Here is a 21,564-nt window from a genome sequence, read left to right as displayed (position 1 = left end):
TCGAGAAAGGAGATATCATCATGGCCATTCTTCTTCTGGCTGATCACGACAACGCAAGCCTTTCCGACCAGACCGCCAAGACGCTCGCGGCAGCCGCAAAAATCGGCGGCGACGTGCATGTGCTGGTCGCCGGCAAGGGCGCCAAGCCCGCGGCCGATGCAGCCGCCAAGCTGTCGGGCGTCTCCAAGGTCCTGCTCGCCGAAAGCGACGAGCTTGCCAACAATCTGGCCGAGCCGCTGGCCGACCTGATCGTTTCGCTGGCCGCAAGCTACGACACCATCATCTCGGCCGCCACCTCGGTCGGCAAGAACGTTCTGCCGCGCGTCGCAGCCCTGCTCGACGTCGCCCAGGTCTCCGAGATCATCGAAGTCGTCTCAGCCGACACCTTCAAGCGTCCGATCTATGCCGGCAACGCCATCCAGACGGTACAGTCGACCGACGCCAAGAAGGTCATCACCGTCCGCACCGCGTCCTTCGCCGCTGCCGCCGAGGGCGGTTCGGCTTCGGTCGAGGCGATCCCCGCCGTGTCCGATCCGGGTCTGTCGACCTTCGTCAAGGATGCGCTGTCGACCTCCGACCGTCCGGAGCTGACATCGGCCAAGATCATCATCTCCGGCGGCCGCGCGCTGGGCTCGTCGGAGAAGTTCCAGGAAGTGATCCTTCCCGTTGCCGACAAGCTCGGAGCCGCGGTGGGCGCGAGCCGCGCGGCGGTCGATGCCGGCTACGCGCCGAACGACTGGCAGGTCGGCCAGACCGGCAAGGTCGTTGCGCCGCAGCTTTACATCGCCTGCGGCATCTCCGGCGCCATCCAGCACCTGGCCGGCATGAAGGATCTCGAAGGTCATCGTCGCGATCAACAAGGACGAGGAAGCACCGATCTTCCAGGTCGCCGATTTCGGCCTCGTCGCCGATCTCTTCGACGCACTGCCGGAACTGCAGAAGGCTCTGTAATTCCGTGGGGCCCGGTTTCCAACGCGGCTCCGGGCTTCCATCATCGCCCGTCATCTTTCGCACATGCGAACGACTGGAAAATTATCTTTTTAGGGGCTACTACTGCTGCCGGGCGATCATTCGCCCGGCAGTTTTGTTGAATAGGTACGGCAATCGCGGGGGCGAAGGCCGAGCAGGGGTGTGGAGATGACTGCGGTGTTCAAGACGATCGGTATTATCGGCGCGGGCCAGATGGGTTGCGGTATCGCGCAGGTTTCGGCCAGCGCAGGCTACAGGGTCCACATCTACGATCTCACCCAGGATCGCATCGAGCGCGGGCTGGCCACCATCAACGGCAACCTCGCCCGCCACGTCACCAGCGGCAAGATGACCGACGAGGAACGCTCGAGCACGCTCTCGATGATCGCGGGCTCCGCCGACATCAACGATCTCGCCTCCTCCGATCTCGTCATCGAGGCCGCGACCGAGGACGAGAGCGTCAAGCGCAAGATCTACGCCCTGGTCTGTCCGGTCCTGAAGCCGGAAGCGATCATCGCCACCAACACCTCCTCGCTCTCGATCACCCGGCTGGCCTCGGCCACCGATCGCCCCGAGCGCTTCATGGGCATCCATTTCATGAACCCGGTGCCGGTCATGAAGCTGGTCGAACTGGTGCGTGGGATCGCCACCGAAGAGACGACCTTCAAGAAGGCCCGCGAATTCGTCGCCTCGCTCGAAAAGACCGTCACCGTCGCCGAGGACTTCCCGGCCTTCATCGTCAACCGCATCCTTTTGCCGATGATCAACGAGGCGATCTACACGCTCTACGAAGGCGTCGGCACCGTCGATGCCATCGACACCGCCATGAAGCTTGGCGCCAACCACCCGATGGGCCCGCTGCAGCTCGCCGATTTCATCGGCCTCGACACCTGCCTGTCGATCATGCAGGTCCTCCACGACGGCCTGGCGGACTCGAAATACCGCCCCTGCCCGCTGCTGGTGAAATATGTCGAAGCCGGCTGGCTTGGACGGAAGTCCGGCCGCGGGTTCTATGACTATCGTGGCGAGGTTCCGGTTCCGACGCGGTAGGGTTCGGTCTTCGGAAGACCGGCCGCAATCATCGAGCCCGGAGCCCCCTCATCCCCGGTGCAACTTTTGCACCTGACCTGCCGGCACCTTCTCCCCGTTGGGGAGAAGAGACTTGTGGCGGGCTGCTCGCCTCCCGATCTAACGAAATTCTTCATCTGAACGCTTAATTTGGGCAAAACGCCCGCGCCCAGCCCCTTCTCCCCCTCGGGGAGAAGTGCCGGAGCGCCAGCGAGGCGATGAGGGGGCCACAGGCGCAAACGTCGCGGCCAGCCTCACAAACTAGATCCCCACCGCCGCCTTGATCAGCGCCTTGGCGTCCTCGCTGTCCCACGCCGCCGGCCCGTTCATCGACGAGATCAGGCACCCCTTCTGGTCGATGAGCAGCGTCACCGGCAGGCCGAAGGCCAGTCCCTGTTTTTTCAACCCGTTGAATACCCCGATCGTGTTGTCGCGGTAGAGGTTCAGCGCATCGACGCCCGTCTCCGAAAAGAACGTCTTCGGCTTCTCGTCGTCGCCGGTGTCGATGTTGACGGGCACCACCTGGAACTTGTCACTGCCGAGCTGCTTTTCCAGCGTGTTCAACGCCGGCATTTCCTCGCGGCAGGGAAAACACCATGTCGCCCAGATATTCAACAGCACGGTCTTGCCGGCGAATTGGTCGAGCGTCATCGGCTTGCCAGCAGGATCGTTGAAGGCGACCGATGTCATGAGCTTCGGCTCGTCGGCGGCGACCATCGCCGCCACTTCGCCCTTCAGCAATGGCTTGATCCGGGTCGCGATCTCCCTGGTGGCATTGCAATCGCCCGCCGCCATATCGGCGCCGCCATTGCCAGACCCCGTCTCACTGATGTAAACCGCTGCCGCACCGGCAATGATGCCTGCGACGACCGCGATCCCGACCAGTTTCAGGGATGGCAGGCGCAAGGGCGTTTTTGTGGTCATTTCATTCTCCCGGACACGCGTTCTTCAAGGCAGGCATTCTTCATGGCCGACAGCACGGACACCAAATCCTCCAACCAGATGTGGGGCGGACGTTTCGCTTCCGGCCCAGATGCGATCATGGAGGAGATAAATGCCTCGATCGATTTCGACAAGAAGCTGTTTGCGCAGGATATCCGCGGATCGATCGCCCACGCCACCATGCTCGCCCACCAGGGTATTATCGCCGGCGATGATAAGGACAAGATCGTCGAAGGGCTAAACACGATCTTGTCAGAAATCGAAGCCGGCCAGTTCGAGTTCTCCCGCAAGCTCGAGGACATTCACATGAATGTCGAGGCGCGCCTGGCGACGCTCATCGGTCCGGCCGCCGGCCGCCTGCACACCGCCCGCTCGCGCAACGACCAGGTGGCGCTCGATTTCCGCCTCTGGGTGAAGGAAGAGCTGCAAAAGACCGAACAGCTGCTGACCAAGCTGATATCGGCCTTCCTCGACCGTGCCGAGGAACATGCCGATACCGTCATGCCTGGCTTCACGCATCTGCAGACCGCCCAGCCCGTCACCTTTGGCCATCACTGCATGGCCTATGTGGAAATGTTCGGTCGCGACCGCCAGCGCGTGCGCCACGCCATCGAGCACCTCGACGAGAGCCCGATCGGCTCGGCCGCCCTTGCCGGCACCGGCTATCCGATCGACCGCCACATGACGGCCAAGGCGCTCGGCTTCCGCGAGCCGACCCGCAATTCGATCGACACCGTTTCCGACCGCGATTTCGCCATCGAGTTCCTGGCGCTGGCCGCCATCTGCGCCATGCACCTGTCGCGGCTCGCCGAGGAGATCGTCATCTGGTCGACGCCGCAGTTCGGCTTCGTGCGCCTGTCGGATGCCTTCTCCACCGGCTCCTCGATCATGCCGCAGAAGAAGAACCCTGACGCCGCCGAGCTGGTGCGCGCCAAGACCGGCCGCATCAACGGCTCGCTGATCGCGCTGCTGACGATCATGAAGGGCCTGCCGCTCGCCTATTCCAAGGACATGCAGGAAGACAAGGAGCAGGTCTTCGACGCCGCCGAAAGCCTGGAGCTGGCGATCTCGGCCATGGCCGGCATGGTCCGCGACATGACGATCAACACGCAGCGCATGAAGGCCGCCGCCGGCTCCGGCTATTCGACCGCGACCGATCTCGCCGACTGGCTGGTGCGCGAGGCCGGCCTGCCCTTCCGCGATGCCCACCATGTGACCGGCCGCGCCGTGGCGCTCGCCGAAAGCAAGGGCTGCGACCTCTCCGACCTGTCGCTCGCCGACTTGCAGGCGATCAACGCCGCCATTACGGACAAGGTCTACGACGTCTTGACCGTCGAGGCCTCGGTCGCCAGCCGCAAGAGCTTCGGCGGCACGGCGCCTTCGGAAGTCAGGAAGCAGATCGCCTACTGGCGCGCCCGCAACTGATCGCGAAAAGGGCGGAGCGCAACCGGCTTCGCCCCTTCGATTTCGCAAAGCGCGAGACCTCAACAATCAGGGTGCACAAGGCGGATAAACTTCGCTATGAAGGTGTCCATCCGTGCCGCTTCCCAAGAGGAATTCCATGCAGACCAGCTTCCCGCAGATCATCCGCCTGACGGTCGTTTTCGCCGTAATCGGCCTTGCCGTCGCCGGATGCGGGCGCAAGGGCGACCTCGATCCGCCGAGCGTGCAGGCGACGAAGGGTGGCGACTCGTCCAAACCGACGCCGCAGCCCGGCGTCAAGGACAAGCCCTTCTTCCTCGATCCCCTTCTGTAACAGGCCACCAAAGTGAACCATTTCGAGTATCGCGACGGCATCCTCTACGCCGAGAACGTTCCCGTTCCCGAGATCGCCAAGGCCGTGGGCACGCCCTTCTACGTCTATTCCACGGCAACGCTCGAGCGCCACTACAAGGTCTTCTCCGGGGCCTTCAGCGATGTCGACTCCATGGTCTGCTACGCCATGAAGGCCAATTCGAACCAGGCCGTCCTGAAGACGCTCGGCAACCTCGGCGCCGGCATCGACGTCGTCTCCGAGGGCGAGCTGCGACGCGCGCTGGCGGCCGGCATTCCGGCCAACCGCATCATGTTCTCCGGCGTCGGCAAGACGGCGCGCGAGATGGACTATGCGCTCGAGGCCGGCATCTACTGCTTCAACGTCGAATCCGAGCCGGAGCTCGAGATCCTCAACCAGCGCGCCATCAAGGCCGGCAAGAAGGCGCCCGTCTCCTTCCGCATCAATCCCGATGTCGACGCCCGCACGCACGCCAAGATCTCGACCGGCAAGAAGGAAAACAAGTTCGGCATCTCCTGGGAGCGCGCCCGCGCCGTTTACGCCCGCACCGCCACCCTTGACGGCATCGAGGCCACCGGCATCGACATGCATATCGGCAGCCAGATCACCGAGCTGCAGCCTTTCGACGACGCCTTCAAGCTGCTGCGCGAGCTCGTCGGCACGCTGCGCGCCGACGGCCACGACATCCACCATGTCGATATCGGCGGCGGCCTCGGCATTCCCTACAAGGAAGACAACAATCCGCCGCCGCTGCCCGACGCCTATGCCGCGATCGTCAAGAACCAGCTGCGCGAACTGAACTGCAAGATCGTCATGGAGCCCGGCCGCCTGATCGTCGGCAATGCCGGCATCCTGGTGACCGAAGTGCTCTACGTGAAGGATGGCGGCGAAAAGACCTTCGTCATCGTCGACGGCGCCATGAACGACCTCATCCGCCCGACGCTCTACGAGGCCTGGCACGAGATCCGCCCTGTCGTGATCTCCGCCGCCAACGCGCCGCGCATCAAGGCCGATGTCGTGGGCCCCGTTTGCGAGACCGGCGATTACCTGGCGCTCGACCGCGAGATGGCGATGCCGAAATCCGGCGACCTCTTCGCCGTCTCGTCCGCCGGAGCCTATGGCGCCGTGCAGGCCGGCACCTACAACAGCCGGCTTCTGGTGCCCGAGGTGCTGGTCAAGGGCAGTGATTTCCACGTCATCCGTCCGCGCCGGACCTATGAGGAACTGATCGCGCTCGACAGCGTGCCCTCCTGGCTGGACTGACGCCGGCAATCACTTTTTGGCGACCGTGGAGCGAAAAGCCGGCATTGACCGGGCCTTGCCCTCGTCTTCGCCACAAAGAGTGTTATCCTTATCCACCAAGCAACTTGCCCGGCGGTCGCCGTGCAAGCCCTCTCTGCCCCTAGCGCCAGATCGCGGAGACCGGATTGAAGAACAGCCCCAGCAGCGAAAAGAAAGGTGCCCTTGCCCTGAAGCCGTCGCTCGCGCGGCTGGTGGCGGCAAAGCGCCTGACCGCCCGATGCGTGTTGCTGTTCGAGCAGATGCTGCCGCTGACGCTGCCGATCCTGTCGCTTGGCGCTCTTTATCTCGCCGCGTCCTGGTTCGGTGTTTTCCGCACGGTTCCCGACTGGTTGCGCATCGTGCTGCTCGCCGGCTTCGGCATTGGGCTGCTGGCGTCGCTTTATCCCTTCCGCAAGCTGCACTGGCCCGGCCCGGCGGCCGCCGACAGGCTCCTGGAAGAGCGCAACGGCCTGCCGCATCAGCCGGTCGCCGTCCAGGAGGACGAGCCGGCCTTCGACACCCCCTTCGTCCGGGCGCTGTGGCGCGAGCACCAGACCCGCATGGCCGAGAAGATCGCCACGCTGGATGCCGGCTTCCCGCGGCCCGATATCGCCTCGCACGACCGCTGGGCGCTGCGCGCCATCCCGGCCCTTCTGATCGTCGTCGCCTTCGGCTATTCGCTGTCGACCAATGGCGGCTCGATCACCGACGCGCTGCAGCCGCGCCCGCAGGCACAGGCGACCGACCCCGCGGTGCGCATCGACGCCTGGATCACGCCGCCCGCCTATACCGGCCGTGCCCCGGTCTATCTCACCGCCACCGGCAGCGAGCAGGGCGCGATCAGGATCCCGCAATCGTCGAACCTTACCGTCCGCGTCTCGGGCGGCAAGGCCGAAGAGAAGGTGGTCTTCGCCGGTGAGGACGGCAAGCGCATCGAGATCGCCGCCACCGAAAACGCCGCCGCCGCGCCGAACGCTCCCGCCGCCGCAACGCCCGCGACACCCGCTCCGGCAACGGCCGAGGCCCAACAGCCTGCAACCGCGCCGACAACCGCCTCCACGCATCTGATGAAGCTCGAGGAAAACGGCACGCTCGAGGTCAACGGCCGCAAATGGGCCTTCGACGTCATTCCCGACGAGGCGCCCGAGATCGCCTTCAACGGCCTGCCGAAATCGACTGTCAACGGGGCGCTGGAGATCGGCTACACCATCAAGGACGACTATGGCGTCCAGGAAGCAACGGCGGAAATCGTGCCTGTCGAGACCGACAGCAGCGCCACGCCCCTCTATGCGCTGCCGGAGTACAAGCTCGACATTCCGCGCCGCAACGCCCGCGACGCCAAGGGTGTCGCCAGCAGGAACATCACCGAGCACCCGCTGGCGGGCAAGCGCGTGCGCATCACCCTGATCGCCAGGGACGCCGCCGGCCAGACGGGCCGCAGCCCGCCGCATGAAATGACGCTTCCCGCGCGTCCCTTCACCGAACCGCTGGCCGCCGCCGTCGCCGAACAGCGCCAGACCTTCGCGCTCGACACGCGCAAGATGCCGGAAGCGATCGCGCTCAACGAGGCGCTGACGCTGCGCCCGGAAGAGACGATCCCCAATCTCACCAATTACCTGCTGATCGAATCCGCCCGCCAGCGCATGAAGCTCGCCAAGGGCGACGTGGCGCTGAAGGACACCGCCGACTATCTCTGGGAGATCGCCATCGGCATGGAGGACGGCAATCTCTCGCAGGCCGAGCGCAACCTGCGCAACGCCCAGCAGAACCTCGCCGACGCCCTGCAGCGCAACGCGCCCGACGCCGAGGTCAAGAAGCTCATGGACGAGCTGCGCAAGGCGATGCAGGACTACATGAAGGAGCTGGCGCAGCGCATGCAGAATGCGCCGATGCAGCCCAACCAGAACGCCCAGAACGTCATCCGCCAGCAGGATCTGGAGCGGATGATGAACCAGATCGAGAACCTGGCCCGCTCCGGCAACCGCGACGCCGCCCAGCAGATGCTGTCGGAACTGCAGCGGATGATGAACAACATGCAGGCTGGCCGCCCGCAGCGCGGCCAGCAGCAACAGGGCCAGGACAACAGCCAGATGCGCCAGCAGATGGACAAGCTCGGCCAGATCCTGCGCGACCAGCAGAAGCTGATGGAAGAGACCTTCAAGCTCGACCAGCAGCTGAAGGACCGCATGCAGCGCGGCGACCCCAACAACATGAACCCCGACCTCGGGATGAACGATCCGCTTCTGGACGACATGCCGATGGACAATGACGGCATGCCGCAGGACCAGCAGCGGCAACAGGGCCAGCAGGGTCAGCAGCAACAGGGCCAGCAGCAACAGGGACAGCAAGGCCAGCAGGGCCAGCAGGGCCAGAACCCGTCCGACGAGATGACGGCCGAACAGCTGCGCGAGGCGCTGAAGCAGCTGCGCGAGCGCCAGGACCAGCTCGGCAAGCAGCTCGGCGAAATGCAGAAGAGCCTCGGCGACATGGGCATGAAGCCCGGCCAGGGCTTCGGCCAGGCGCAGCGCGAGATGGAAGGCGCCGGCCGCGAGCTCGGCCAGGGTCGCGGCGAACCTGCCATCCAGGGCCAGGGCCGCGCGCTCGAGGCGTTGCGCCAGGGTGCCCGCGACATGATGAACCAGATTATGCAGGCGCAGCAGGGCCAACAGGGCCAGGGTCAAGGACCGCAGGGCCAGGTCGGCCAGGGCAACCAGAACGGCCGTGATCCGCTCGGCCGCCCGCGCCGCGCCGATGGCCCCGATTTCGGCGACCAGGTGAAGGTGCCCGACGAGATCGACGTCCAGCGCGCCCGCGAAATTCTGGATGCCATCCGCGAAAAGCTGGGCAACAACCCTTCACAGGAGATGGAACGACGCTATCTTGAACGCCTGCTCGATATTCAATAAAGCACGCAGGATATATTCTTGATTTCAAACTTGCCCCGAACAGCGGCTCTTCACCCGTATGGGGCTATTCCAAAACCGCGGAAGCTTCGTAATGTCGCGGCGGCAGGCGACGAACGATAGCGATCCGATGGCAATTCTCTTCAAGACGGTAATCGACGAAAACACCGCATTCGGCATGATCGAAAGTGCCCTGTCCGGCCATGGCAGCGATTATGACGGCTATCTGAACGTCGTCGCCGACGAAGGCGAGCAGACGCTCACCTGGGGGCCGAACATGCATGCCGAGCAGTTCCAGGCCGAGGTCACGGAAATCTTTCGCGCCACCTGGGATCTCTGCAGTTTCTGGGTGGTGTACGAGCGCCGCGACGACCGCAAGGACCCCGCCGCCAACGACATCCGCAACGCCGCCTTCCGGCTGACGCGCACCTATGACGGCGTGCTCGTCGTCACGCTGAGCCTGCTTGGCAAGCTCGACGATGCCGACGACATCGAACTGATCTTCGTCTGCTTCAAGGAAGACCCGCAGCGCCGGAATTTCCGCGTGCGCTTCGAGGGCAAGTTCATTCAGCCGCAGAACTGAAAAAGCCGGCGAGGACCGCCGGCCATGATGCGATAACCGGCCTCGGGCGACCCTCAGGCCGCCAGCGCGCGGGCGACCGCCTTGCGGATATCGGGAAGCGCGAACGGCTTCGACACGACATCGACGATCTTTTCGGCGAGGTCGTCGGCGCGTTCGCGCTGTTCGGCGTAGCCGGTCATCAACAGGATCTTCAGCGCCGGAAAGGCCGACTTCGCCTGGTGCGCGAGCTCGATGCCGTCCATCACGGGCATGCGGATATCCGACAGCAGCAGGTCGTAACCGCCGATGTTGAGCTTCTCCAGCCCTTCCGCACCGTCAGCCGCTTCTTCGGTCTCATGACCGTCGAGGCGCAAAGCGCGGGCTACGAAAGAACGCAGGGAATCTTCGTCTTCCGTAATCAGAATTCTTGCCATGGTGTGCATTGCTCCGTTTCATGCCCTGCATCGCAAATCACACGACTTTCCTTTGCGAGTGGTAAACGGCCGAAGGCAATGATCCGGGCGATGGACGGAATGGTTAACAACCCGTCTTGAAATGGTGCAGGTGAGAGGTGACTAAGCGTCGCCCGTCACCACGCCCACGAAGGGAAGCTCGCGGAAGGCATAGGCCACGTCCATGCCGTAGCCGACGACGAAATAGTCGGGGCATTCGAAGCCGACATAATCCGCTTCCAGCTTTTCCTTGCGCTTCACGCTCTTGTCGAGCAGCACGGCGATGGTGACGTTGCGGGCACCGCGCTCGTAGAGCAGTTCCTTGGCGAACTTCAGCGTGCGGCCGGATTCGAGGATGTCGTCGATCAGGAGAACGTCGCGGTCCTTCACCTCGCTGTCGATGTCCTTGACGATCCTGACACCTTGAGAAACCGTGCCGGTGCCGTAGCTCGACAGCGTGATGAACTCGACCTCGGGCGCAAGCCCGCTATCGTGCAGCGCGCGGATGAGGTCGGCCGCGAAAATGAACGATCCCTTGAGGACGGCGATGACGAGCAGGTCCTTGGTCGGCCCCTTGGCGATCTCGCGGGCGATGGCATGATTGCGCTCGGCAATCTGCTCGGCCGTGAAAAGAGGATCGATATTCTTACCGCGCACCACAGGCATGAAGGCTTGCTCCTTGAAAACAAGCACAAGCCGTTACCACAAACCGCGCGGTGAAACACCCCTTAAAGCAACGCTATCCGCAGGATCGCGGCGGGCGTCAGGGCATGAAGGCGAGGCGAACCTCGGGCGTCTTCGCGCCGGGATACTGTATCTTCGACGAGAAGCCGCGGCTCTGGCCGCCGTAGATCACGTCGGTGGGCGCGTCGATCACCACGCTGGCGACCAGCTTGTCGTCGGCGTAGAGGTTGGCGCGGATCGGCCGCACCATCTGCGTCGTGCCGCTGACATTGTCGATGATGCCGTTGATCAGGAGCACCCGCATGCCGTTGGCATCACGCGGCGTCGCCGTCACATGCGTGAAGTGCAGCGGCTCGTTGTCGACGGCCGCATTGGACGCCGACAGCCCCGAGAACCCGCCGGACAGGCCGAAGACGAGGACGCACAGCGCCACGACAAGCACGACGAAATGCCTGGCCGACGCCCGCTGCAGCCAGTCCTCCGCCGCCTGAAGCAGGGATGGTGCCTGAGCAGGTACTGCTCGCTCGGCGCGCGGCTGCGGACGACCGGCGCTGCGGCTGTTGTCATTGAAGCTGCGGCCGTTGAAATTGCGGTCGGTGGAATCGGCGCCGCGCTGCCTGCCGATGACGACGAATTCGGCGTCGGCGACATCGTCGGGACGGCTTTGCCGGCGATCGCGCTTCACGGCTTCGGGCGGCAGGAAATCGTAGGCCCGCCCGGGTGCCTGGCGCTTGAACGAGGAGGATGTCATGACGACCGCCTTTCCGGTATCCACTGCTTTCACGGTCCGCAACGGATGCGGGCATTGAAACGAATCCTCTCTACTCGTAAATTTTATTGGTTAATGCTTCGCAAAGACCGCCATCAAACAGGCGTCTTTCCAGCGAAATTTACCGGTTGTTAACGGATCTGGTTAACAAGTCATGCGGTGAAACAACAAGAAACTGAGCGGCCCGTTGATCCACTTCGAGAATGTCGGTTTGCGCTATGGAATGGGGCCGGAGATTCTCCGGGACCTGACCTTCGACATCCCGAAGAAATCCTTCCAGTTCCTGACCGGCCCCTCGGGCGCCGGCAAGACCACGCTGCTTCGGCTTCTGTTTCTCTCGCTGCAGCCGACGCGCGGCCTGATCCGCATGTTCGGGCGCGACATTTCCGATATTCCGCGCAGCGAGCTGCCGCTGCTTCGCCGCCGCGTCGGCATCATCTTCCAGGAATTCCGCCTGCTCGACCATCTCACCACCTATGAGAACGTGGCGCTGCCGCTGCGCGTGCGCGGCAAGGATGAGAGCTCCTACAGGACCGACGTGCTGGAACTCCTGAAGTGGGTCGGCCTCGGCGAGCGCATCAACGTGCTGCCACCGGTGCTTTCGGGCGGCGAGAAGCAGCGCGCCGCGATTGCCCGCGCCCTCATCGACCGTCCCGAGATCCTGCTCGCCGACGAACCGACCGCCAACGTCGATCCGCCGATGGCCCGACGCCTCCTGAACCTCTTTCTCGAACTCAACCGCCTCGGAACCGCCGTCGTCATCGCCACCCACGATCTGACGCTGATGGACCAGGTGGACGCCCGCCGGATGATTCTCTCGGAAGGGCACCTCGACATCCATGACTGAGCCCTCCTCCCGCCCCGCCGCGCCCGTCGCCCCCAAGGGTCAGAAACGCCCGGAGATGAAGGTGCGCCCGACCGCGCCGATCCTCCCCTCGGCCAATATCCAGGGCAACGCGCTGATGGTGGTGATCGCGATCATGGCCTTCCTCGCCTGCCTGACGCTCGGCGGCGTCTCGATGGTGCGCTCGACGGCGGCGAGCTGGGAAAGCCAGATTTCCCGCGAGGTCACGATCCAGATCAAGCCCGAGGACGGCCTCGACATGGACAAGGCGCTGACCGAGGCGCGGCGCATCGCGCTGACCTTCGTCGGCACCAAGGACGGCCAGATCGTCGATGAGGCCGCCACGGCGCGCCTCCTCGAACCCTGGCTCGGCAGCGGTCTCGACATCAAGGAACTGCCGGTCCCCCGCCTCGTCGTCATCACCATCGACGAGACGAACCCACCCGATTTCGAGGCGATGCGCGCGCTTCTGAAGGAGAGCATTCCGCAATCCTCGCTCGACGATCACCGCACCTGGGTCGACCGCCTGGTGTCGATGGCGCATACGACCGTGATGATCGGCACCGGGGTGCTGCTGTTGGTCTTCTCCGCCATGGTGCTCACCGTCGTCTTCGCCACCCGTGGCGCATTGTCTGGCAACAGGCACATCGTCGAAGTCCTGCATTTCGTCGGCGCCGAAAGCTCCTTCGTCGCCACCGAGTTTCAGAAGCACTTCCTGAAGATCAGCCTCAAGGGCTCGGCCATCGGCTCAGCACTTGCCGCGCTCTTCTTCATGGGCGCCGGCTTCCTGCAAAGCCGCACACTCGCCACCCCGCAGACCGACCAGGCTACCGCGCTGTTCGGCACATTCTCGGTGGGAGCGTTGGGCTATGCCGGCATCTTCGCGACGATGATCGTCATCGCCCTTCTGACCACCTTCACCGCCCGCCTGACCGTCATGCGCACCATCTATGAAATCGACACGCTGCGCTCGGACCCGACCCGAGCCGACGGCCTTCCGAATTGAGATCGCCGGCTGCATTTTGCCATGAAAGCGTCTGTTCGCCGCCCTAATCTGCGTATATTTTTCGATTCATGAGCATGAGCCGCATGTCGCACGACCCGATTCGCCCGAAAACGGAGCTTCCCCGTTCCGAAGGCGAGCCCGCGCGCCGTGGTCCCGTCCGCCGCATGCTGCGCTGGGGCGGCGTCGCATGCGTGCTCCTTATCGCCCTGGTTTTCGGCGGTTTTCTGTTCTTCGCGGATTCGGTCACGACCCTGAAGCCGCCGCTTGATCCGCATGCCGACGCCATCGTCGTCCTGACCGGCGGCTACCAGCGCATCGACCAGGCTGTGGAACTGCTGCAGCGGGGCGCCGGCAAGCGCCTGCTGATCTCGGGCGTCTACCCGAGCACCACCCGCGCCCAGATCCGCAAGATGACCCAGGCGGCACCCGAGATCTTCGATTGCTGCGTCGACATCGGCTACGATGCGCTCGACACCATCGGCAACGCCGAGGAAGCGACGAACTGGATACACGCGAAGGGCTACAAGAGCGTGCTCGTCGTCACCAACAACTACCACATGCCGCGCAGCCTCGCCGAACTCGCCTATGTCGATCCCGACACCGAGTTCGTCCCCTATCCCGTCGTCAATACCGATCTCAAGAACAGCAACTGGTTCACCGATCCCAACGCCATGCGCGTGATGCTGGCCGAATACGGCAAGCTGCTCTTCGCCGGCGCCCGCAATCTCACCGGCCTCTTCCGCAATCCGGGCCTGCGCTCGGCCGACGGCGACACCTAGAGCCTTTCCGACTCCAGCCGATCAGCGCTTTTTATGCGGATGAATATCGTGTAGGACGGCTGAGCCGCCCGTCTGGCGGATACTGGCCTCGGGAAACTTCATGATCGCCCTGCGTTCCGTCCTCTTCAACACGATCTTCTACGCCAATCTCATCCTGCGGATGATCGTGTTCTCGCCCTATTACTTCCTGGCGCCGCGCAGGTCCGCCTACAAAGTGCCGAAGAACTGGGCGCGCTCCAACCACTGGCTGATGGAAAAGATCGTCGGCACCACCTTCGAGATCGAGGGCCTGGAGAACCTGCCCGAGGGCGGCTACATCCTGGCGCCCAAGCACCAGTCCTTCTGGGACACCTATGCGCTGCTCCCGTGGCTGAAGGACCCGGTCTATATCCTGAAGCGCGAACTCATGTGGATTCCGCTCTTCGGCTGGTACGCCAAGAAGCAGCGGATGATCCCGATCAATCGCGGCGCCCGCGGCAAGGTCATGGTCGAGGCCCTGCGCCGCACCAAGGAGGAACTCGCCACCGGCCGCCAGCTGATCATCTATCCCGAGGGTACCCGCCGGCCGCCGGGCGCCGAACCGCTCTACAAATACGGCATCGCCCGCATGTACCGCGACCTGCAGCTGCCGGTCGTGCCCGTCGCCATGCATCCCGGCCTCTTCTGGCCGCGCCGCTCGACCATGCGCTATCCCGGCCACTACAAGGTGCGCATCTTGAAGCCGATCGAACCCGGCATGGACCCCGATGCCTTCTTCGCCCACCTGATCGAGGTGACCGAACGCGCCAGCGACGAACTCCTGATCGACGCCGCCGAGCGCAACCCGGACCTGCCCTTGCCGCCGACCGTCGTCCAGCGCCTGAAGGAACTGCGCGAGCAGCAAGCCACGACGGCCTGATCCCCGCCAGGCCGTGCGGCGCCTTTGCCGTTCAAGCCGCCCGCAGCCGCTCCACCTCGTCGACCACGCCTTCCAGCCAGTGATCGCGAATGCCCATCTCCTTCAGATGCGTCAGCGTGTTGAAGACATAGGCGTCGTTCGGGCCGGACTTGCCCTGCGCCTGGTGGACGATGCGCGCGGCATCCACGGTGTCGAGCGAACCGGCATATTGCGTATGGGCGCGATCGACGACATAGGCGACGCCCCGCACGCCGCGCCCGCCCTTCAATTGCAGCGGAACCTGACGCTCCAGATAAACGTTTGTCACCAGTTCGCGTGCTCTCAGATAGGCGATGACCTCGTCCCAGTCCTCGGCCGCGACACGAAACGCCATCCCGCGGCACGATCCTCCGCGGTCCAGCCCCAGCACCAGTCCCGGATTTTGCTGGGTTCCCCGATGCACCCAAGAGCGAACGCAGAGAGACCGTCGATAGCCATGAACAAGCGCTTGTGACCGTTCAACAAACGCGAAGCCCGGATTCCACATTAGCGATCCGTAGCCAAACACCCAAAATTCGTCCATATCCCAAGCCAGACCGAGATTCCCATTTGCGGATAACCATTGGAGAACATCATGGCAGCGTCAAGCCAATCCCGTAGCGGCAAGAAATTCTGGTTGCTCGGAACAGGCATCGTTCTCGTGATCGCGCTTTATACAGCCGGCTGGTTCTACGCAGCCTCGACCCTGAAGAACACGGTCCTGTCGACGATCGGCCCCGGCAACAGCGGCGGCGTGTCGGGCGAATGCTCCGATATCGACTTCCGCGGCTACCCCTTCCGCATCGGCCTCTTCTGCTCGAAGGTGGATGTCGACGACAATAACAACGGCGTGTCGGCGACCTTCGGCGCGTTGCGATCGGCCGCCCAGGTCTACGCCCCCGGCCATATCGTCTGGGAACTCGATTCGCCGGCCGAGATCCGCACCGCGCGCGGCCTGTCGGTCAACGCCGAGTGGGCGAACATGCAGTCGAGCCTCGTCACCAAGTTCAAGGGCGTCGACCGGTCATCGACGGTCATCGACGGGCTGAAGGCCACGGCGGTCTCGTCCGCCACCGGCCAGACGATCACCTTCGACGCCGGCCGCACCGAATTGCATCTGCGCCAGAACGGCCCCGACCTCGACGGCGCGGTCTCGCTCATCGATGCGCAGACCGTCATCAAGGACTGGCCGCAGGTCTTGCCGAAGCTCTCGGCGAGCGCCGACCTGACGCTGGCGGGCAAGGCCGGCATGATCGACGGCCGCGACGCCAAGGGCCTTTACGGGGCCAGCGGCGAGCTTCGCAAGGCCGTGGCCGATATCGGCGGCGGCAAGGTGATGACGCTATCGGGCCCCTTCTCCTTCGATGAGGAGGGCTATCTCAGCGCCCAGTTCAAGCTGCAGATCGAGGACGTCAACGCCTGGCGCGACAGCATCAAGCAGAGCTTCCCCGATATCGCCAAGACGGTCGAGACGGCCGCCAAGCTCCTGAAGGCGATGGCGGGCGGCGGCGGCACGGTCTCGGTCGATCTCGTCGTCCAGCGCGGCAACGCCACCGTCAGCGGCTTCATCCCGCTCGGCCAGATCCCGCCGATCTGAGGTTTATGCCGGGCTGAGAACACGCCACACGTCGTAATGTGACGCCGGCGCTTCCCCACACTCCCTCATCCCGGCCTTGTGCCGGGATCCAGTGCGATCAAGTCCTTGATCGCAAGAGACTCCCTTCGCCACGCGGACGCGCGGCGGCTGGATCGCTGTGACATCACCCGGGCGAAGCCTGGGCACAGGGATGAGGGTGGAAATGGTAGCGCTTGTCGCCTCACCGGAGAGCGCGAAGCAGATGCGACGCAATGAGCTCGCGTCGCCCCACCTCACCCCTTCTTGTCGAGCGTATGCGGCCGCCCGAAGTCGGGCGCGTCGACATCCTGGCCGGCCTCGATGATCGAGCGGCGGATGGCGCGGGTGCGGGTGAAGAGGTCGAAGATCTTGTCCCCTTCGCCCCAGCGGATCGCCCGCTGCAGATAGGCGAGGTCTTCGGAAAACCGCGCCAGCATCTCAAGAATAGCATCCTTGTTGTGCAGGCACACATCCCGCCACATGGTGGGGTCGGAGGCCGCCAGACGCGTGAAATCGCGAAAGCCGGAGGCCGAATACTTGATCACTTCCGATTCCGTCACCGTGCCCAGATCGTCGGCCGTGCCGACGATGTTGAAGGCGATCAGGTGCGGCAGGTGCGAGACGATGGCGAGCACCTTGTCGTGGTGCTCGGGGTCCATCACGTCGATCTTCGAGCCAAGCGTCTCCCAGAAGCGGCTGAGCGCGGCAAGCGCCTTTTCGTCCGTGCCCTCGAGCGGCGTGAAGATGCACCAGCGGCCGGCGAACAGGCCGGGGAAGCCGGCATCCGGACCCGACTTTTCCGTGCCCGCCAGCGGATGGCCGGGAATGAAGTGGACGTTGCCGGGCATATGCGGCTGCATCTGCGCGATGACGGAGGCCTTGGTCGAGCCGACATCGGTGACGATGGCGCCCGGCTTCAGGCTACCGGCGATCTCCCTGGCAACCGCCTCCGACGCGCCGACGGGCACCGAGACGATGACGAGGTCGGCATCCCCGACCGCTTCGGCCGAAGACGTCGTGTAGCGGTCGCCGAGCTGCAGCTCTTCCGCCCGCTTCAGCGTCTCGGGGCTGCGAGTGGCGATGACCACCTCTTTCGCCAGCCCCAGTCGCTTGATGTCATGCGCCAGCGACGAGCCGATCAGGCCGATGCCGATAAGCGCGATGCGATCGAACTGGACTGTCATTTGTTCTGGCCCGTTGTCTGGCGCGTCATGAACTCGCCGAGCGCCTCGATGACGCCGCGATTGGCCTCTTCCGGACCGACGCTCATGCGCAGCGAATTCTTGAAGCCGTAGCCCTTGACCGCGCGCAGGATATAGCCGCGGCTGGTGAGGAACTCATCGGCCTCGTCGGCGCGCTTGCCGTCCACATCGGGGAAATGGATGAGCACGAAATTGGTGACGGAAGGCGTGACCTTCAGCCCGATCGCCTCGAAGGCGCCGGTCAGCTTGTCGATCCACATCTGGTTGAAGGCGACGGCTTCCTGCATGAAGGACTGGTCGCGGATCGCGGCCGCACCGGCCGAGATCGCCGCCATGTTCATGTTGAACGGTCCGCGCACGCGGTTCAGCGCGTCGATGATATCGGCGGGCGCGTACATCCAGCCGACGCGCAGGGCCGCCAGGCCGTAGACCTTCGAGAAGGTACGGGTCATCACCACGTTCGGGTTCGACGACACGATCTCGATACCGGATTCATAGTCGTTGCGGCGCACATATTCGGCATAGGCCGCGTCGAGCACCAGAACGACGTTCTTCGGCAGCGCCGCATGCAGGCGGCGGATTTCGCTGACCGGAACATAGGTGCCGGTCGGATTGCCCGGATTGGCGATGAACACCATCTTCGTCTTCTCGGTGACGGCGGCGATGATCGCGTCGACATCGACGGTCGCCTCCTTCTCCTTGACCGTGACGACGGTGGCGCCGGCGCCCATGATCTGTATCTTGTAGACCAGGAAGCCATGCTCGGTGATGATCGCCTCGTCGCCGGGCGCCAGATAGACATGGCAGAGCAGGCCGAGCAGCTCGTCCGAGCCGTTGCCGCAGAGAATATTAGCCGGGTTGAGCCCATGCACCGCCGCGATCGCCTCGCGCAGCTCGACGGCCTGCCCATCCGGGTAGCGCTCGAGATTGTCGGCCGCGGCGCGATAGGCGGCAATCGCCTTCGGGCTGGCGCCGAGCGGCGTTTCGTTCGACGAGAGCTTATAGACGCGCGCCACGCCCGGCGCATGTTCCTTGCCGGGCACATAGGCCGCGATGTCAAGAATACCGGCACGGGGAACAGGCTTGCTCGTCTCTACGCTCATGGGATCAACCTTGGAAAAGGCCGGGGTGTCCGGCTGGAAATTGCCTTGAGGCAATAGAACGGAAACGGCGCGTTGTCGAGTGGTGGGGGGCGATAGGGCGAGCGCCCACCACGAGTCTCTTCCCCCCTGCGGGGGGAAGGTGCCGGCAGGCGGATGAGGGGGCCAACGGCACAACGTCCACTAATTGCCGGCAATAAGACGACGAGGTGGACTCCGAGCCCGGAGCCCCCTCATCCGGCCCTTCGGGCCACCTTCTCCCCGAGGGGAGAAGGGAAAACGCACCCTACCTATTCCTTGTCGTCGGCACGCCATGCGGCGAAAGCACCGGCACGAAGACGCGCCGCGAGGCGCGCACCGCCACTGGCAGGCCCTGATAGAGCCGCTTCTGCGCCTCGACGATGATGACCCCTGAAAACGCCGGCCAGAGCGCCCGCCCGACATATTCGAATGCGCCACGCAACCGCATCATCGTGCGCAGCTTCGACGGCGGGAACAAAAGCGCTTCGGCGGACGCGCCCGGCGTGAAATTCGTCTCGCGCAAGAGATGCGTCAGCTGCCCGCGCGAGTAGGGGCGGCCCGAGCCGAAAGGCGTGTGCTCCAGCCGCGCCCAGACGCCGCGCCGGTTCGGCACGACGATGACCAGCCGCCCGCCCGGTGCCAGCACCCGCCAGAGCTCCTTCAGCGTCTCGCGCGGATTTTCCGCGAATTCCAGCGAGTGCACCATCAGCACCCGGTCGATCGACGAATCCGGCAGCGGCAGTTCCTCGTCGAATATCAGCGCCGTCGACGACAGCGATCCCATCGGCCAGTTCACGGCGCCCTGTCCAGCCGGCATGAAAGCGAAGGTACGCTCGGTGTCACCACGCAAACGATCGAGAAACGGCACGGCATAGCCGATGCCCACCAGCCGCTCCTGCGGCAGCCGCACCCAGAGGGACGAAAGCGCCATGGCGATCGACTGCTCGGCGATGCGGCCGAGGTCGGAATGATAGAACTGGCGTAGGTCGACAATATCCGCGTGCATTGCGATAAATGTTATCAGCGGGCGGTTGGACTTCAAGGCCGCAGCCTCTACATTTGGGGTCAGTCCGAGATAAAGAGGCACTTTAGATTATGAAACCTTTGGATTTAGAAGTTTTTCTCTGCCGCACCGATAATTTCGGCGTGCTTGTTCATGATCCCGAGACCGGCCACACCGCCTCCATCGATGCGCCCGACGCCGACGCGGTCATCGCCGCGCCGACCGTCGCGGCTGGACGATCAGCCACGTCTTCACCACCCATCACCATACCGACCATGTCGAGGGTAATCTGGCGCTGAAGGAGAAGTACGGCTGCGAGGTCATCGGCCCGATCAACGAGGCGGTGGCGATCCCCGGCCTCGACCGCACGATGGCCGACGGCGACACCTTCGGTTTCGGCGACCATACCGTCCACGTCATCGAGACCCCCGGCCACACCGCCGGCCATATCTGCTACCACTTCGCCGACGACAAGCTGCTTTTCGCGGCCGACACCCTCTTCGCGCTCGGCTGTGGCCGGCTGTTCGAACGCCCGGCCGCTGATATGTGGTCCTCGCTGCAGAAACTCGCTGTGCTTCCCGATGAAACCGCGATCTATTTCGGCCACGAATATACGCTCTCCAACGCCCGCTTCGCGCTGACCATCGATCCCGACAACGAGAGGCTGAAGGCACGGACCGCCGCAATCGAGGCGCTGCGCGCCGAGGGCAGGTTCACCATTCCGACGACGCTCGCGCTCGAAAAGGAAACCAACCCCTTCCTGCGCGCCGGCGACCCCGCCATCCGCCGCAACCTGTTGATGGAAACCAAGACCAATGAAGAGGTCTTCGCCGAAATCCGCAAGCGCAAGGATAATTTCTGATGACGCGGGCGCCGATCTCGGCCGACGACATCATCCGCGAACTCGATATGCAGCCGCACCCGGAGGGCGGCTTCTACATCCAGACCTTTCGCGACAGCGAAGGCGGCGCGCGCGGGCACTCGACGGCAATCTATTACCTGCTGACATCCGGCCAGCGCTCGCACTGGCACCGCGTCCACGACGCAGCCGAGGTCTGGCACTATTATGCCGGCGCGCCGCTGGCGCTGCACCGCGCCGAAGACGGCGGCCAAAGCGAGACGCTGATGCTCGGCCCCGATATCCTCGAAGGCCAGCGCCCGCAGGCGATCATTCCCGCCAACTGGTGGCAATCGGCCGAGACGCTCGGCGACTATACGCTGGTGGGATGCACGGTCTCGCCCGGCTTCGAATTCGCAAGCTTCGAGATGGCGCCACCCGGCTGGTCGCCGGACGCCTGAAAGGCCCTACCCCTGCTGCTCGGCCCCGTCGGGCAGCATGACGAACAGCGATTGCAGCAGCGACACCGTGCCCGAGTGGCCGACGCTGTAATAGATCATGCGTCCCTCGCGACGGGTATTGACCAGACCCTCGAGACGAAGACGGGCCAGCTGTTGCGAGACCATGGCCTGCTGCATGCCGAGAATGTCCTCGATCTGGCCGACGGTCTTCTCCTCTTCCGCGAGAATGCACAGGATGAGCAGACGCGTATGATGAGCCAATGCTTTCAGAAGTTCACTTGCTGCCCGAGCTTTCGTCGAAAACCCCTGCAATTCGTGATCGGCCATACCCGATCGAGGTGTCGGCAAGTGCATGTTACGTCTCTGCTTGCATAT

General features: G+C 64.1%; 21 protein-coding genes and 2 pseudogenes. 14 read left to right on the top strand and 9 right to left on the bottom strand.

Going from position 1 to position 21,564, the window contains the following annotated elements; genetic code table 11:
* Positions 1-20: 20 nt before the first annotated feature.
* Both P3R82_RS27330 and P3R82_RS27325 read left to right on the top strand, forming a co-directional pair.
* A pseudogene (locus P3R82_RS27330) lies at positions 21-951 on the top strand (electron transfer flavoprotein subunit alpha/FixB family protein).
* 186 nt (positions 952-1,137) lie between these two features.
* Positions 1,138-2,019, top strand: coding sequence for a 3-hydroxybutyryl-CoA dehydrogenase (locus P3R82_RS27325; RefSeq protein ID WP_283196034.1), 882 nt, complete (start codon positions 1,138-1,140; stop codon positions 2,017-2,019).
* 279 nt (positions 2,020-2,298) lie between these two features.
* Here P3R82_RS27325 and P3R82_RS27320 read toward each other — a convergent pair whose 3' ends face one another.
* Positions 2,299-2,961, bottom strand: a complete 663-nt coding sequence (locus P3R82_RS27320; RefSeq protein WP_283196033.1) for a TlpA disulfide reductase family protein — start codon at positions 2,959-2,961, stop codon at positions 2,299-2,301.
* A gap of 42 nt (positions 2,962-3,003) precedes the next feature.
* Between P3R82_RS27320 and argH the strand changes: the two genes are divergently transcribed.
* The 5 genes from argH to P3R82_RS27295 all read left to right on the top strand — a co-directional run bounded on the left by argH (position 3,004) and on the right by P3R82_RS27295 (position 9,520).
* On the top strand, positions 3,004-4,404 hold the full coding sequence (gene argH / locus P3R82_RS27315; protein ID WP_283196032.1) for an argininosuccinate lyase: 1,401 nt from the start codon (positions 3,004-3,006) through the stop codon (positions 4,402-4,404).
* A gap of 136 nt (positions 4,405-4,540) precedes the next feature.
* A complete protein-coding gene (locus P3R82_RS27310; protein ID WP_183902636.1) occupies positions 4,541-4,735 on the top strand; it encodes a lipoprotein in 195 nt (64 codons plus the stop codon).
* Positions 4,736-4,747: 12 nt separating this feature from the next.
* Positions 4,748-6,016, top strand: a complete 1,269-nt coding sequence (lysA, locus tag P3R82_RS27305) for a diaminopimelate decarboxylase (RefSeq protein WP_283196031.1) — start codon at positions 4,748-4,750, stop codon at positions 6,014-6,016.
* A gap of 164 nt (positions 6,017-6,180) precedes the next feature.
* Entirely contained in the window at positions 6,181-8,940 is a 2,760-nt protein-coding gene (locus P3R82_RS27300; RefSeq protein WP_283196030.1) for a TIGR02302 family protein, read from the top strand.
* Positions 8,941-9,067: 127 nt separating this feature from the next.
* Positions 9,068-9,520 (top strand): hypothetical protein, encoded by a 453-nt coding sequence (locus P3R82_RS27295; protein WP_183902639.1) that lies wholly within the window; start codon positions 9,068-9,070, stop codon positions 9,518-9,520.
* Positions 9,521-9,573: 53 nt separating this feature from the next.
* Here the strand turns inward: P3R82_RS27295 and P3R82_RS27290 are convergent, their stop codons facing one another.
* The 3 genes from P3R82_RS27290 to P3R82_RS27280 form a co-directional block, all read right to left on the bottom strand.
* On the bottom strand, positions 9,574-9,933 hold the full coding sequence (locus tag P3R82_RS27290) for a response regulator (protein WP_026283548.1): 360 nt from the start codon (positions 9,931-9,933) through the stop codon (positions 9,574-9,576).
* Positions 9,934-10,074: 141 nt separating this feature from the next.
* Positions 10,075-10,617 carry a hypoxanthine phosphoribosyltransferase gene (gene hpt, locus P3R82_RS27285; protein WP_183902640.1) on the bottom strand — a complete coding sequence of 181 codons (543 nt, stop codon included), beginning with the start codon at positions 10,615-10,617 and terminating at the stop codon, positions 10,075-10,077.
* 97 nt (positions 10,618-10,714) lie between these two features.
* Positions 10,715-11,386 carry a hypothetical protein gene (locus tag P3R82_RS27280; RefSeq protein WP_283196029.1) on the bottom strand — a complete coding sequence of 224 codons (672 nt, stop codon included), beginning with the start codon at positions 11,384-11,386 and terminating at the stop codon, positions 10,715-10,717.
* Positions 11,387-11,591: 205 nt separating this feature from the next.
* On the opposite strand from P3R82_RS27280, the gene ftsE reads away from it, so the two are divergent.
* The 4 genes from ftsE (at position 11,592) to P3R82_RS27260 (ending at position 14,931) form a co-directional block, all read left to right on the top strand.
* The gene (gene ftsE / locus P3R82_RS27275) at positions 11,592-12,251 is read left to right on the top strand and encodes a cell division ATP-binding protein FtsE (RefSeq protein WP_183902642.1); all 660 of its coding nucleotides are present in this window, start codon (positions 11,592-11,594) and stop codon (positions 12,249-12,251) included.
* Positions 12,244-13,254 carry an ABC transporter permease gene (locus P3R82_RS27270; protein WP_283196028.1) on the top strand — a complete coding sequence of 337 codons (1,011 nt, stop codon included), beginning with the start codon at positions 12,244-12,246 and terminating at the stop codon, positions 13,252-13,254. The genes ftsE and P3R82_RS27270 overlap by 8 nt, the downstream gene beginning before the upstream one ends.
* 83 nt (positions 13,255-13,337) lie before the next feature.
* Positions 13,338-14,033, top strand: a complete 696-nt coding sequence (locus P3R82_RS27265; protein ID WP_283196027.1) for a YdcF family protein — start codon at positions 13,338-13,340, stop codon at positions 14,031-14,033.
* Between the two features lie 100 nt (positions 14,034-14,133).
* On the top strand, positions 14,134-14,931 hold the full coding sequence (locus tag P3R82_RS27260) for a 1-acyl-sn-glycerol-3-phosphate acyltransferase (RefSeq protein ID WP_283196026.1): 798 nt from the start codon (positions 14,134-14,136) through the stop codon (positions 14,929-14,931).
* A gap of 31 nt (positions 14,932-14,962) precedes the next feature.
* Here P3R82_RS27260 and P3R82_RS27255 read toward each other — a convergent pair whose 3' ends face one another.
* The gene (locus tag P3R82_RS27255) at positions 14,963-15,493 is read right to left on the bottom strand and encodes a gamma-glutamylcyclotransferase (RefSeq protein ID WP_183902646.1); all 531 of its coding nucleotides are present in this window, start codon (positions 15,491-15,493) and stop codon (positions 14,963-14,965) included.
* Between the two features lie 51 nt (positions 15,494-15,544).
* Here P3R82_RS27255 and P3R82_RS27250 point away from each other — a divergent pair, with 51 nt between their 5' ends.
* Positions 15,545-16,546, top strand: a complete 1,002-nt coding sequence (locus P3R82_RS27250) for a DUF2125 domain-containing protein (RefSeq protein WP_183902647.1) — start codon at positions 15,545-15,547, stop codon at positions 16,544-16,546.
* Positions 16,547-16,818: 272 nt separating this feature from the next.
* Here P3R82_RS27250 and P3R82_RS27245 read toward each other — a convergent pair whose 3' ends face one another.
* From P3R82_RS27245 to P3R82_RS27235, 3 genes are all read right to left on the bottom strand, one after another.
* Entirely contained in the window at positions 16,819-17,748 is a 930-nt protein-coding gene (locus tag P3R82_RS27245; protein WP_283196025.1) for a prephenate/arogenate dehydrogenase family protein, read from the bottom strand.
* Positions 17,745-18,869 (bottom strand): histidinol-phosphate transaminase, encoded by a 1,125-nt coding sequence (gene hisC, locus P3R82_RS27240; protein WP_283196024.1) that lies wholly within the window; start codon positions 18,867-18,869, stop codon positions 17,745-17,747. Before hisC ends, P3R82_RS27245 begins: the two co-directional genes overlap by 4 nt.
* Before the next feature lie 283 nt (positions 18,870-19,152).
* Positions 19,153-19,929 (bottom strand): class I SAM-dependent methyltransferase, encoded by a 777-nt coding sequence (locus P3R82_RS27235; protein WP_283196023.1) that lies wholly within the window; start codon positions 19,927-19,929, stop codon positions 19,153-19,155.
* A 53-nt stretch (positions 19,930-19,982) separates the two neighbouring features.
* On the opposite strand from P3R82_RS27235, the pseudogene gloB reads away from it, so the two are divergent.
* Together gloB and P3R82_RS27225 are read left to right on the top strand one after the other, a co-directional pair.
* Positions 19,983-20,752 (top strand): annotated as a pseudogene (gloB, locus tag P3R82_RS27230) (hydroxyacylglutathione hydrolase).
* Positions 20,753-20,766: 14 nt separating this feature from the next.
* Positions 20,767-21,189, top strand: a complete 423-nt coding sequence (locus P3R82_RS27225) for a cupin domain-containing protein (protein ID WP_283196436.1) — start codon at positions 20,767-20,769, stop codon at positions 21,187-21,189.
* A 6-nt stretch (positions 21,190-21,195) separates the two neighbouring features.
* Here the strand turns inward: P3R82_RS27225 and P3R82_RS27220 are convergent, their stop codons facing one another.
* Complete coding sequence (locus P3R82_RS27220; RefSeq protein ID WP_183902327.1) at positions 21,196-21,543, bottom strand: metalloregulator ArsR/SmtB family transcription factor; 348 nt, start codon at positions 21,541-21,543, stop codon at positions 21,196-21,198.
* Positions 21,544-21,564: the final 21 nt, after the last annotated feature.

The sequence above is a fragment of the Rhizobium sp. AN80A genome, assembly GCF_030053015.1.
GTDB lineage: Bacteria > Pseudomonadota > Alphaproteobacteria > Rhizobiales > Rhizobiaceae > Rhizobium > Rhizobium metallidurans.
The sequence above is the reverse complement of the archived record's forward strand: the minus strand, read 5'-3'. Positions and strand labels throughout refer to the sequence as shown.